We start from the raw sequence: 13,681 nt of genomic DNA on the forward strand, positions 1-13,681 counted from the left end.
TTATATTTTCCACTGTTATTTAACCTTATTCATATAAAGGAAAATATAAAAAGGCTGTAAATTTTTACAAATTTACAGCCTTTTTAACAATTTTAAATAAACAATATATATTTTTTATATTACAACTTATATTAAAATTTCTCTCAATATACCTTTTACAAGTTTTATGAATTTAGGTCTTGTCCTATTTGCAACTTCAACAACTTGTGAATGTTCTAATGGTTCAAGTCCATCTGCAATAGCCATATCAGTTACACAAGATATACCTAAAACACGAAGTCCTGCATGTCTAGCTACTATCACTTCTGGAACAGTTGACATTCCAACTGCATCTGAACCTATTGTCCTCAACATTCTAAGTTCTGCTGCAGTTAAATAATTTGGTCCACTAATTGCAGTATATACTCCTTTTTTCGTTTCAATGCCTAATTTTTCTCCTACTTTTTGACCTAGATTTATAAGACTTTTATCATAAGCAGTAGACATATCAGGAAATCTTGGACCTAAACTTTCATCATTCGGTCCTATTAATGGATTATTTCCCATAAAATTAATATGGTCCTCTATAAACATAATAGCTCCCGGATAAAAATCAGGATTCATTCCACCGCATGCGTTAGTAACTAAAATCATCTGTACTCCCAACTCTTTCATAACTCTAACCGGAAAAGTAACTTCCTGCATAGTATATCCTTCATAATAGTGAAATCTACCCTGCATAGCTACAACATTTTTTCCTTCTAATGTACCTATAACCAATTGTCCCTCATGACCTTCAACTGTAGAAATTGGAAAATTAGGAATTTCCTCATATTTTACAATTACTTTATCTTCTATTTCATCAGCTAAACTTCCAAGTCCTGAACCAAGTATCAGCCCAATTTGCAAAGTTAAATTTGTTTTACTCCTAATAAATTCAGCTGACTCAACTATCTTTTCTTTTAAATCCCTCATCTTTTGACTCCTTTCTCTTTTCTCACAACCTATTAACTTTTTATTTTAAAATAAGTTCTTTAAAACTCGTTCCTACCTGCGTCTTTTGAACATCAAAAATATCAGCAATTGTAGCTGCAATATCTGCAAATGTTTTTCTCGTTCCTATATTCACACCTGATTTTATCTTATCTCCATATACTAAAATAGGTATATATTCTCTTGTATGGTCAGTTCCTTTATAAGTAGGGTCATTTCCATGGTCAGCAGTAATAATTAACATATCATCTTCTTTTAAACTTTCCAAAAGTTCTGGTATTCTAGCATCTAATTCTTCCAAAGCTTTTTTATAACCTTCTACATTACGTCTATGCCCATATTTAGAATCGAAATCAACTAAATTAGTAAATATTATACCTTTATTATCCGTTTTTAAAAATTCTATCGTCTTGTCAACTCCATCCATATTATCCTTAGTATGTATGGATTTTGTTATTCCCCTTCCATTAAAAATATCTTCTATTTTACCAACAGCCATTACATCATATCCATTTTCACTTACAATATCTAGTATAGTCTTTCCAAAAGGGTCTAATGAATAATCTTTTCTATTTGACGTCCTTTCAAAACTGCCCGGCTTTCCTACAAATGGTCTAGCTATAACTCTTGCGACTTGATGCTCTCCTCTTAATATTTCTCTAGCAATTTCACACATTTTATAAAGTTCATTTAAAGGAATTACTTCTTCATGTGCAGCAATTTGAAATACACTATCTGCTGAAGTATATACAATTGGATTACCTGTCTTAATATGTTCTCTACCTAATTCTTCAATAATTACTGTACCAGACGCAGGTTTATTTCCCAATACTTTTCTTCCTGTAAGTTTTTCAAATTTTTCTATAACTTCTTTAGGAAAACCATTTGGATAAGTTTTAAAAGGTTCTTTTATATATAATCCTGCTATTTCCCAATGACCTGTTGTAGTATCTTTTCCATTAGATATTTCCATAGATTTACCATAGCAACCTATTGGATTTGAAATTCCTTTAATGCCTTCTATTCCATCTATATTTCCTAAACCTAATGATACTAAATTAGGTAAATCTATTCCTCCTGTCTTTTTAGCAATATTACCTAAAGTATTAACTCCTATATCTCCAAATTTTTCTGAATCAGGTAAAGCTCCTATTCCTACACTGTCCATTACTAAAATTATCACTCGATTTATCATTTTTCTTCCTCCTTACATAAATAATAAATACCCTTTTAGATTATATTTTAATCTATTTGCATATATAATATAATAAATTTAAAATTTATTTTACAAACTATATATCTAATGCCTACAATTTCTTATAAAAAAACGTTTTAATTTTAAAAGAATGAAAAAAGCCTACATTAGGCTCTAGGATGTGTTTTATTGTAAACTTCTCTTATTCTGTTTTTAGTAAGCTGCATATAAATTTGAGTAGTAGATATATCTGAATGTCCCAACATTTCCTGTACTGATTTTAAATCTGCTCCATTTTGAATTAAATGCGTTGCAAAAGAATGTCTCAGTGTCTGAGGAGTAATTTTTTTATTTATATTTGCTTTTTTAGTATACCTCTTCATTATTTTCCAAAATCCTTGTCTTGTCAACCTTTTTCCATAATAATTTACAAACAGTGCTTTTTCATCTTTTTTAGCTAATTTTGACCTATATTTGTTAACATACGTTTCTAATGCTCTTTTTGCCAAAGAACCTATCGGAATAACTCGCTCTCTTTCTCCTTTTCCTTGACATCTAATAAAACCTAATTCTAAACTTATATCATCTATATTAAGTGAAACTAGTTCTGATACACGTATTCCCGTAGCATAAAGTAGTTCTATCATTGATTTATCCCTTGCCCCTATACTGGTATTTTCATCAGGCTGTTCCAATAATCTTTCAACTTCACTCAAACTCAAAACACAAGGCAATTTTTTTTCAGCTTTTGGAGATTCAAGATTAAAAGTAGGATCGTTCTTTATAATATTTTTATTTAACATATACTGATATAAAGACCTAATCGATGCTAGATTTCTAGAAATTGTTGATGCAGCACGTCCTCTTTTTTGAAGATAAAGTAAATAAGTTATAATAGTTGTCTTGTTAGCTTCTTGATAAGTTGCTTTTCCTTTTTCTTTTAAATAATCAGCAAATTGTTTTAAATCTCTCTTATATGATTCTAATGTATTATCGGACAACCCTTTTTCTATTTCTAAATATGTAATAAATTCACTGAGAATTTCTTTCATTTTTTAATAAACTCCTTTATATATCTTTTTTCTGTAAAGATTTTTTATATACTATTCAACAATTATATTAAAAACCCTTTTATATTTTAAAAATATTTCATTAAAGTATCAAGAATTTGTATAAATTTTTTACATATATACTGAAAGATATTTAACAAATAAAGGAGATATATACGCTTCTATTATACAGCCTAAAGCTATAAAAATATACACTATAGCTATAACTGTACTATATACAAAAAATTGATTTAAGATATTATTGTGCACATTTTTTTCCACTTTGCTTTTAATAAGCATAACTGAAAAACTTATACCTAAAACTCCTGTAACTATTATTCCTGGTATTATTATAATATTTTGTGGCAAAAGAGAAAATATAGAAAATATTAAACCCTTTAATCCCTTCTGCTTTATTATAAATCCAACTGTAAATCCTATTATAAACCCTCTCAATCCTATCAAAAACAGTATTGCTGGTATACCAATAATAGTTACTCCTAAAATCCAAATCAATACCCCTGTCTGTAAATTATTTATTAATGACTGCTTTAATATAGCAAAATTATCAATTGTCTTTGTATCTACAATTTTAAAAAAATTTTCTAAATATGCAATTAATTCCCCATTTTCACTATCACTTAATGCTTTTGTAGTAAAAGCACCAGAAGAAATACCTATTAAAAAAAACATAATAACAACAAAATACGTAATAATATTTCTTTGAATATGTTTAATCAATACATTATTTACTTTTCTCATCAAAATAAAAACCTCCCTTCTTTTTAGTACATGCTATTAAATAGTATGCTTAGAAAGGAGGTTATATGTCTTTTTAATTTTAATTTTTATTTTACATATTCAATGAATTTTTTATATACAATATTGCTATTATTGTCTTAGCATCTTTTATTTCTCCATTTTTAATCATTTCTAAAAGCTCTTCAATTTCATATTCTTTTATTTCTATGTATTCATCTTCATCTGGCCTTGCTTCTCCCTTTTCCAAATTTTTAGCTATAAAAAGACTGATTACTTCATTTGAAAAACCCGGAGAAGTATAAAACTTGAATAAATATTCTATATTTTCACTTGTATATCCAGTTTCTTCTAAAAGCTCTCTCTTAGCACATTCTTTTGGCTCTTCTCCTATCTCCAACTTCCCTGCTGGGATTTCAAGTAGCTTTTCTTCTACTGATTTTCTGTATTGTTTGACCATAATAATTTTATTGTCTTTTGTTATAGGTAATATTGCCACTCCACCGGGATGTTCTACAATTTCCCTCTTAGAATATTTTTTATCAGGAAGTTCTACTGTATCTACTCTTAAATTAATTATTTTTCCCTGATATATTTTATCAGATTTTATTGTTCTTTCATTAATCATATTAACTAACTCCCCTTTTACTTTATTATTTATACTCTACAACTCATTTTTTCAGCAACATATTTAGCATTAACTCCTGCACTGATAAAATATTCAAAATCACTTTTAAAATTTCTACCCATAGTATTCATAATTATATCAGAGTTTTCTAATACATTTATTATATCATTAAAATCCATATAATATATATTATGTTTTATGTGAATTTTATTGTCATTAATTTGCTTAATAATATATTTAAGCCTCCAATCATCAAATTTAGGAATAACTAAATTTGATGATGTCTTTGAAATCTCACTTAGAACAGTTATAGTATGATGACTTAACCCAAAATGTCTTAATCTCTTGTCTTTAAAACTTATCCGAGGAATACAAATTGGAAATCCCCCTAAAGTATTAACTGCATCAATTATATATCCTTGTTCAATTCCTGTAAAACCATATTTGGTTCCAGTTCCAACTATCCCCGGTCCCATTGATACTATGCATATATCACAATTCATTATATTTTTAGCTGCAATTAAAGCATTATAAATGTTTACACATTCATAATCACCACCAAAAGAATGTCCAATCGTTATAGTACCATCAATATATCCTTTTTCTTTTAAAAAAAAGACATTTTCACTAAAATCAATTGGAAGTGCACCACCATCAGTCATAATATAACATATCTTCAAATTTCTATTATATTTTTTTAAAACTACTGTTACAGGTGGTAATATACTATGAAGCCCTCCAATTAAAACGGGCATATTATTTAAAGAATCAAAGTTATTAAATATTTCATGATAACTGCTATCTTGTTCTTCACAAGCATAAACTTTGATTTGCAAAGGTGTATAGCGTAATTTCATAATATGTCCTTTACATTTACTTTCAACAGTCATATTGTTTAAATTACTGAGTACATAATGGTATCCTCCCGTTCCCAGATTTAAGTCTACTGCCGTAGTATTAACAATTACCCAGTTTCCAACTTTTAAATTATTTACAAAAATATTATATGCAATCGCCTTTTCTAATTTTTCATTTATTTTAACTAAAACTTCTATACAGTTTTTTCTTATACTGCAAATTTTTACAACTTTTCCAACTTTTAAGTTTAACATCTAGTTTATGTCCTCCTAAAGCTGTTAAATATTTATCTTCCAATACTATCAATATACCTCAATATTTTATTTTTTAATATTAAATCAGAAAGAGAATATTTTTCACAATAGACATGAACAGATATTAAAAATAAAACTAATCCTATTTTAAAACTTAATTGTAAAGCAGTTCCTATTATACCTAATGTTACTCCTATAATATTTGCTCCTGTATCTCCTATCATGCTTATTTCTCTTAAATCATAGGGTAAATATGCAATAGTTATCGCCATAGTAATCAGTAAAAAATAGTCATAAATTCCATTTAATAAAATTAAAAATATGACTGAAATCAACAAATGAATTTTTAAGGCTCTACCGGGTCTTAAATCTAATAAATTAATAAAATTTGTAAAAAGACTTATCAAAATAAAATTAATTACAAAGTCAAATATATTTTTAGAAATTAAAAAACTAATAAATACCGAAATTAGTCCGCCAAATACTGCTTTTATACCTCCCGTTGTCAAATCTCCATTTATTAATTTTTTTATATGTCCCTTAAACCCTTTTACATTACTACTGCCTAAAAAATCATCAATTATTCCCACTAAACCCATCGTCAAAACACCTATCAAATATATCAAAACAAAATTTTTATCAATATATTTAAAATAAGTAAAAAATAACATCGTCATTAATAAAATATTAAATACATATATAATTCCCATTCCATAAATTATTAAATTGCCCCTATAATTTTTCATTAAACATTTTGATTTAAAAAGAAATTTTTTCAACATAGGAATTGTTAATTTTGAAACAACAAATGCAGATAAAAATATAAAATACTTCATTTATTACACCTCAATGCTCTTAATAACAAAGTAGTTAAGATTTCATAAAATTGCCTACTTCTGTGTAAAAATCCTTTTATATCACGACCTGTTATTCTATGCTTCATATCAACTTCTACTTGCTTAATAGAATATCCTAAGTTTAATATATCTATTGTCATTCCTACTTCTACTCCAAATTTTTTAGGTATCTTTTTTATTTTTTTTAAAACTTCTACCTTAAATGCTCTTTGACCTGAAAGACTATTATCAAAATCTATATCTGTAAAATATTTAACTCCTTTTTTGGATAAAAATTTTACAAATCCAAATCCTCCTTTTTTATTTCCAAAAGTTTTAAATTTTGCAATAGTTACATCACATTCATTTCTTAATAAAGGCTTTATTAATTTATCTACTTCTATGGCACTCTCTCCTAAATCAGCATCTAAAAATACTACTATATCACTTTTATTAGTTACGCATTTTAATCCACAACTTAGTGCATAACCCTTGCCTTTATTTGTATTTAAACGTATAACACATACTCCAAATTTTTTTGCTATATAAGCTGTATCATCTTTTGAACCGTCATCTATTACTACTATGTGATTTACGTACCTCGATTTCTTTACAGATTCAATTGTTTTTCCTATTCTTTTTTCTTCATTATAAGCAGGTATGAGTACAGATATATTCATAAGTTACCCCTTTTTTAATTATTTGAAAATTTTTCAACCATTTCATTTTCTCTATTTTTTGCTAAATCTAATATCATAATCAATATCAATTTCATATATTTGCTATCTAAATTATCAATTGATAATTCTCTATTTTTTGTATAAAAATATACATTCAAAAAATCAGAAGTACTATGCTCAAAAAATACAAATGGTATATTTAAATCTCCAATTTCCTTATCTATTTCAAACTTTATATTTTTTATATCTTTTAAATTTTCTTTAAAAACTCCATCTATAATAACTATACAATCTAATTTTTCTTTAAAACCATATCTATAATCAAATTCTAACTTGCTATCATCTCTCAAATATTCAATTATTTTATCTGATAAACTATTTTTATTCATTTTGTTTATTGAAATTTCATAAATGTTTTTTATTCCCATTTTTTTAAGTAAATTAAATGTCTCTAAGTGTTTCCTTTCATCTTCATCGTAAAATTTAATGAAAATAATATTAAAATCTTTCTTATTATTCATAATCATTAAATTTTCAATTTTTTTTAGAAATTGTTTATATCTATTATTCTCAATTTCCAATTTTTCAATTTTATCCATAAGCTTACTATTTTCTCTTTTATATATATCAAAATCTTCTTCTATTTGAGCAACCAATTCTCTTTGCTGCTGTATAAACAACTGCTGACTATCTAGTAATGCACCTATAAAAATACCTATACTCAAGGATAAAAATATCGATATTATAGTTGTAACAAAATATTTCATATTTATTACCATAGTATCCCCTTCAATTTAAGTATGAGTTTAAGTCTTATTTCTAATAATTTTAATATCTGATGGCTAAATGGAGAAAATATAAAAACTGTTAAAATTGGAACTAGTGATGAAAATAAAATACTAAAAAAATATGTGAGTTTAAATTTTTCTCTATATAATTTATTCACTCCTTTAGCATCAATTAGTTTAGAACCGACTTTTAATCTTACTAAAAATGTACTTGCCATTCCCTTTCTTCCCTTTTCTAAAAAATCAATCATATCTGTATGTGTACCAACGGCAACAATAAAATCTGCTTCTTTTTCATAAGCTAATAATAAAGCTATATCTTCACTAGTACCCGGTGATGGAAATATTTTGCACTCTAATCCTAATTTTTTTATTCTATTTAACCCGGGCGAATTACCATTACTATAAGCATGTACTATTATTTCTTTGCTAATTTTAAGACATTCATCAGAAACACTGTCCATATCTCCTATTAAAATATCTGGCTTATAACCAAATTCTAAAAGTGCATCTCCACCACCGTCAACTCCTATGAGTATAGGTTTCACTTCTCTTATATAATGTTGAATTGCCCGTAAATCTTTTTTATAATCTCTTCCTCTTACAACTATAAGAACATGTTTATTCTTTAAATTCACATCAATTTCAGGAACCTTTAAATTTCCAATAATTAAATTTTTTTCTTTTTTGGCATATTCCAAAGTATTTTCTATAAATTTATCAAGTTCTACTTCAATATTTCTCTTTGCCTGTGCAATTCTCTTATTTATTATTTCTTCTGTCAATATAACTCCAGAACCTATATATTTATTATTTTCATAAATTTTATCATTAATAACAGTTATATAACTATTTTCCTTGATTTTTTCAAATATATTTTGATTATCTAATTCCATTATATTTATACCAGCTTTTATTAAAATAGATGGTCCTTTATTAGGATACTTTCCACTTATTGACTTTTCAGCATTTATAACAAGTTTTGGTCTTTTTTCAACTAGAGATAGTGCTGCAACTTCATCTATATCACGATGTTTTATTACTGCTATATCATTAGGTTTTAATCTTTTAATTAATTTCTTTGTTTTCACATCTTTTTTAGCAATAGATTGTATAAACATTACTACCTCCTTAAAAATTTTCTGTTAAATATAATTAATTTATCATTTACAATCAAAAAAGTTTATTTAATTATAAAATTATCCATTATCTCAACTTTATTATTTCCAATTAATTTCTAAATAATTAAATTTATCAAATAAAAAAAATAAAATATTCTAAACACATCTCCATCATTTCGACTTCTTTCGTTTAAAATATAAAAATATTTTTAGAAAAATGTTGTAATTTAACTATTGCCTCGGAAATAAATTATTTCCGAGGCAATAAAAAACCCTCATTCCTAGTTAATCTCTAAATTAACTGAACGAGGGAAATCATTTATATATTAGGATATTTTCTGTTCAAGTCTTAATTTATCAGCAACCATAGCTATAAATTCGCTATTCGTTGGTTTGCCCTTGCCATTATGTACTGTATAGCCAAATAATTTATTAATAGTATCTATTTTTCCTCTACTCCATGCTACTTCTATAGCATGTCTTATTGCTCTTTCTACTCTGCTTGGAGTAGTATTAAACTTTTGAGCTATACTTGGATAGAGTTCTTTAGTAACTGCACTCAAATATTCAATATTTTGAACAACCATTCCAATTGCTTCTCTTAAGTATAAATATCCTTTAATATGTGCAGGTACTCCAATTTCATGTATAATATTTGTTATTTCAGCTTCAATAGATTTATTTTTATTATTGCTATTATTATATAAAGATTCTACATTTGAAATACTAAATTCTTTCAATGGTCTTTTTCTTTCAATATTTATTTGCATATTCCCTGCTATTTGTCTAATTCTCTTTATAAACACTTCAAAATCAAAAGGCTTTACTACATAATAATCTGCTCCAAGATTAATCGCCTTTTGTGTTATTCTATCCTGACCCACCGCAGATAGAACTATTACCTTTGGTATTTTTTCTAAATCTAATGAGTTTATTTTTTCAAGAACTCCTAAACCATCTAAATGCGGCATGATAATATCTAATATCAATACATCAGGAATTTCCTTAGATAAAAATTCAATAGCTTCTATACCATCTTTAGCCACACCTATTATTTCTAAATCTTCTTGCTTACTTAAATATTCATATAGAATATCACAAAAATCCTTATTATCATCTGCTATCAATATTTTTATATTTCTATTCACTCCAAATACCCCCTTGAAATATGTCTAACACATTACTTAATTTCAATTCGACACAAATTAAAAATATCCTTCTTTATTTTGAAATATTTAAAAAATTTTATTGTAAGCTGATAAAATAAATAAAAAAAAGTTGAGAAATATCTCAACTAGTAGTAATTTAACCCGTTTTTGCCAGTTCTCTATCTATATAATTTTCAATACCTGATTCTTTTAACATCCATTCTATGAAAATACCATATCCCTTAGTTGGATCATTTACAAAAACATGAGTAACTGCACCAATTATTTTTCCATTTTGTATAATTGGACTACCACTCATTCCCTGAACTATTCCACCAGTTTTTCGCAATAATTCTTTATCTGTTATTCTTATTATCATACTTTTATTACCCATTCTCTTTTGTCTATTTATTTTTTCAATTTCTATATCATATTCCTTAATTTTATTATCATCTGTTGTAGTCAATATTTTAGCTTTTCCTAGCTTAATTTCATTTTGAAGTCCTATCTCCAAAGGTCTATTATATTTAGTCCTAACAGGCTCTTTGTATAATTTCCCATAAATTCCATAACTTGTATTTCTATCTAATTTTCCTAGAGGTTCTGTGGTTTCTAAAAATATACCTCTTATTTCTCCTGCATGTCCTCTTTTTCCTTGTTTTATAGATACTACTCTAGATTTAACTATTTCTCCATTTCCTACTGATAATATTTGTCCTGTTTCAACATCAGAAATTGCATGTCCAAGTGCTCCATATATTTTTGTATTAGGTTCGTAAAAAGTAAGTGTTCCAACTCCTGCAGTACTATCTTTTACCCAGAGTCCAATTTTATAATCATTATACAATATACTCTTTACTGGTTTTATAGTAAAATTCATTATATGTTTATTTCTCTTAACTTTTATGTTTATATTTCTATCTTTATATTTGTTTATTATTTCTATAACATGTTCAGCATTTTTTACTTTTTCTCCTTCAATTTCTAATATACTATCGCCAATTTTCAATCCAGCATCTTGTCCTGGATTATGTTTTTGTTTATCTACTCCAACTATTTCTTCTAAACCAACAATTAATACTCCTCTAGTCTTTAATTTAACACCTATAGAATGTCCTCCCGGTATAACTTTTAGTCTCGGTAAAACATCTACTTCAAGCTTTTTTACTGGCACCAGACCAAAAAGATTTATTTGCAGATGAGCTTTTCCCTTTTTAAGCGGAATTATTTCTATCTCATTTTTCTGATTTGAATCTTTATCATCTAAATTACTTATACTTATTGTTTTATTACTATTTAAATTATTTATTTTAAATGGAAATCTTATATTTAATATCCTTCTCTTTCCTTCTATTACATTTATTTGACTAGGATAATTTAAATATTCAATAAAATTTACTATTATAAAACTTAATAAAAAAGTAAATATACAAAATAAAATATTTTTTTTATTTGCTATCTTCAAAAGTTTTCACTCCTCCGCTTAACCACTCCTTTTTATAAAAGAAATAAAAAATGAAAATAAACTCTAATTATAATTTAGCCTAATTTAATACTCATTATTCTATATAAAATATAAGCGTTAAAGAATAAAAAAGTATATATATAAATTCTTATCAAAATTAGTTAAAATAAAAAAAGTTGCTAAATTTTAGCAACTTTTTTATTAAAACCTTCTTTTATTTTATTTGCCAGCTCTATCATTTCCTCAGCATTTTGCAGTGTTAAATCTGTTATATTATTACCTCCAATTAATCTGCTGATTTCTTCTATTCTTTCTTCTTCAGTCAATGTCTTAACTTTTGTCATAGTTTGATCATCATAAAAAACTTTTTCAATAAGTAAATGGTTATCAGCCATAACAGCTATTTGCGGAAGATGTGTAATTGAAATAACTTGATAATTAATAGCAATAAGAGCCATTTTTTCTCCTACAATATTAGCAGTCTTTCCACTAATTCCAGTATCAATTTCATCAAATATAAGAGTTGATATATTATCAACCTTTGCTAGTATGATTTTTAATGCTAACATTATTCTTGATATTTCTCCACCTGATGCCACTTTTGAAAGAGGCATTAACGGTTCACCGGGATTAGTAGAAATTAAAAATTCGACTTTATCAATTCCCTTTTGTGAAAAAATTAATTTACCTTCTTTATCAAGATTTGCAACAATATTTACTTCAAACTTTGCTTTTTCAAGATTTAAATCTTTAAGTTCTTTCAAAATCTTTTCTTCAAAATCTTTTGCTACTTGCTTTCTAATCACCGTTAATTTATCAGCTAATTCAATATATTCTTCTTCACATTTTTTTATTTTTTCATTCAATACATTTATCTTATCAAAACTGCCTTCTATTTCTTTTAATTCATCAATGAGTTCATTTCTATAATTTAATATTTCTTCAATAGTATTTCCATACTTCCTTTTTAAATTATTAATTGTATCAAGTCTCATTTCTATTTCATTTAATCTCTCAGAATCAAATGAAATATTCTCTAAATAATGCCTCATATCAGTAGAAATATCTTGAAGTCTATAGAATATATCTTGAACTTCACTATAAAAATTCAAAAGCTTTTCATCAAAACTCGATATTTTTTCTAATTTACTTAATACATTTGACAATACACTTGACACTGAATATTCATCATTATAATTAGATGAAATTTTATCATAACTTTCACTTATAGTGGCAAAAATATTTTCAGCATTTTTTAACAGCTCATACTCTTTTAAAAGCTCTTCATCTTCATTATTTTTTAAATTACTAGAATCTATTTCATTTATCTGAAATTTTATAAGGTCTATTCTTCGCTCTCTTTCCTTTTCATTTATACTGCTATATTTTTTTAATTCGCTTTTGTAAAGTTTTAATTCATTATACTTTTCCTTTACCTTAATAGCAGTATCTTGTATTAATTTATTTCCGTATAAATCTAATAAATCAATATGATTTTCAGAATAAAGCAAAGATTGATGTTCATGTTGACCGTGAATATCAATTAATAACTTAGATATTTTTTGTATAAATGCTAACTGTACTATTCTACCATTAACTCTGGATATACTTTTACCTGTACCAAAAATTTCTCTTGTCAATATTAAAATATTATCTTCACAGTCTATACCATATTCATCTAATAGCTTCTTAACTTCTCTATTATCAATATCAAATACAGCCTCTATTATAGCTCTTTTTTTGCCAGTTCTAACAAAATTTTTATTTGATTTTCCGCCTAACGTAAGATTTATTGCATCAATAATTATCGATTTACCTGCACCTGTCTCACCTGATATAACATTAAAACCATTCGTAAATGAAATTTTAACTTTATCTATAAGTAAGAAATTCTCAATGCTAAGTTCAAGGAGCATATACAACCTCCT

Annotated in this window: 13 protein-coding genes; all 13 read right to left on the reverse strand. The window is 26.3% G+C overall.

What is annotated here, in order from left to right; all coding sequences use genetic code 11:
- Positions 1 to 126 precede the first annotated feature (126 nt).
- The 13 genes from BUA90_RS01180 to recN all read right to left on the reverse strand — a co-directional run bounded on the left by BUA90_RS01180 (position 127) and on the right by recN (position 13,669).
- Positions 127 to 954, reverse strand: coding sequence for a purine-nucleoside phosphorylase (locus BUA90_RS01180; RefSeq protein ID WP_072965553.1), 828 nt, complete (start codon positions 952 to 954; stop codon positions 127 to 129).
- 40 nt (positions 955 to 994) lie between these two features.
- Complete coding sequence (locus tag BUA90_RS01185) at positions 995 to 2,167, reverse strand: phosphopentomutase (protein ID WP_072965554.1); 1,173 nt, start codon at positions 2,165 to 2,167, stop codon at positions 995 to 997.
- Positions 2,168 to 2,334: 167 nt separating this feature from the next.
- Positions 2,335 to 3,219 (reverse strand): site-specific tyrosine recombinase XerD, encoded by an 885-nt coding sequence (gene xerD / locus BUA90_RS01190; RefSeq protein WP_072965555.1) that lies wholly within the window; start codon positions 3,217 to 3,219, stop codon positions 2,335 to 2,337.
- 129 nt (positions 3,220 to 3,348) lie between these two features.
- Positions 3,349 to 3,978, reverse strand: a complete 630-nt coding sequence (gene spoIIM, locus BUA90_RS01195; RefSeq protein ID WP_242945019.1) for a stage II sporulation protein M — start codon at positions 3,976 to 3,978, stop codon at positions 3,349 to 3,351.
- Positions 3,979 to 4,069: 91 nt separating this feature from the next.
- Entirely contained in the window at positions 4,070 to 4,603 is a 534-nt protein-coding gene (locus BUA90_RS01200) for an NUDIX hydrolase (protein ID WP_072965557.1), read from the reverse strand.
- Between the two features lie 29 nt (positions 4,604 to 4,632).
- Positions 4,633 to 5,715: a DUF3866 family protein gene (locus BUA90_RS01205; protein ID WP_072965558.1), complete on the reverse strand. Its 1,083-nt coding sequence runs from the start codon at positions 5,713 to 5,715 to the stop codon at positions 4,633 to 4,635.
- Between the two features lie 32 nt (positions 5,716 to 5,747).
- Positions 5,748 to 6,551, reverse strand: a complete 804-nt coding sequence (locus BUA90_RS01210; protein WP_072965559.1) for an MraY family glycosyltransferase — start codon at positions 6,549 to 6,551, stop codon at positions 5,748 to 5,750.
- Positions 6,548 to 7,231: a glycosyltransferase family 2 protein gene (locus BUA90_RS01215; RefSeq protein WP_072965560.1), complete on the reverse strand. Its 684-nt coding sequence runs from the start codon at positions 7,229 to 7,231 to the stop codon at positions 6,548 to 6,550. Before BUA90_RS01215 ends, BUA90_RS01210 begins: the two co-directional genes overlap by 4 nt.
- 14 nt (positions 7,232 to 7,245) lie before the next feature.
- Positions 7,246 to 8,010 carry a copper transporter gene (locus BUA90_RS01220; protein ID WP_072965561.1) on the reverse strand — a complete coding sequence of 255 codons (765 nt, stop codon included), beginning with the start codon at positions 8,008 to 8,010 and terminating at the stop codon, positions 7,246 to 7,248.
- Entirely contained in the window at positions 8,004 to 9,140 is a 1,137-nt protein-coding gene (gene steA / locus BUA90_RS01225) for a putative cytokinetic ring protein SteA (RefSeq protein WP_072965562.1), read from the reverse strand. Before steA ends, BUA90_RS01220 begins: the two co-directional genes overlap by 7 nt.
- 326 nt (positions 9,141 to 9,466) lie before the next feature.
- The gene (gene spo0A, locus BUA90_RS01230; RefSeq protein WP_072965563.1) at positions 9,467 to 10,288 is read right to left on the reverse strand and encodes a sporulation transcription factor Spo0A; all 822 of its coding nucleotides are present in this window, start codon (positions 10,286 to 10,288) and stop codon (positions 9,467 to 9,469) included.
- Positions 10,289 to 10,445: 157 nt separating this feature from the next.
- Positions 10,446 to 11,753, reverse strand: a complete 1,308-nt coding sequence (gene spoIVB / locus BUA90_RS01235) for a SpoIVB peptidase (RefSeq protein ID WP_072965564.1) — start codon at positions 11,751 to 11,753, stop codon at positions 10,446 to 10,448.
- Positions 11,754 to 11,932: 179 nt separating this feature from the next.
- Positions 11,933 to 13,669, reverse strand: a complete 1,737-nt coding sequence (recN, locus tag BUA90_RS01240) for a DNA repair protein RecN (RefSeq protein ID WP_072965565.1) — start codon at positions 13,667 to 13,669, stop codon at positions 11,933 to 11,935.
- Positions 13,670 to 13,681 lie beyond the last annotated feature (12 nt).

Origin of the sequence: Caminicella sporogenes DSM 14501 (genome assembly GCF_900142285.1) — a bacterium.
Lineage (GTDB): Bacteria > Bacillota > Clostridia > Peptostreptococcales > Caminicellaceae > Caminicella > Caminicella sporogenes.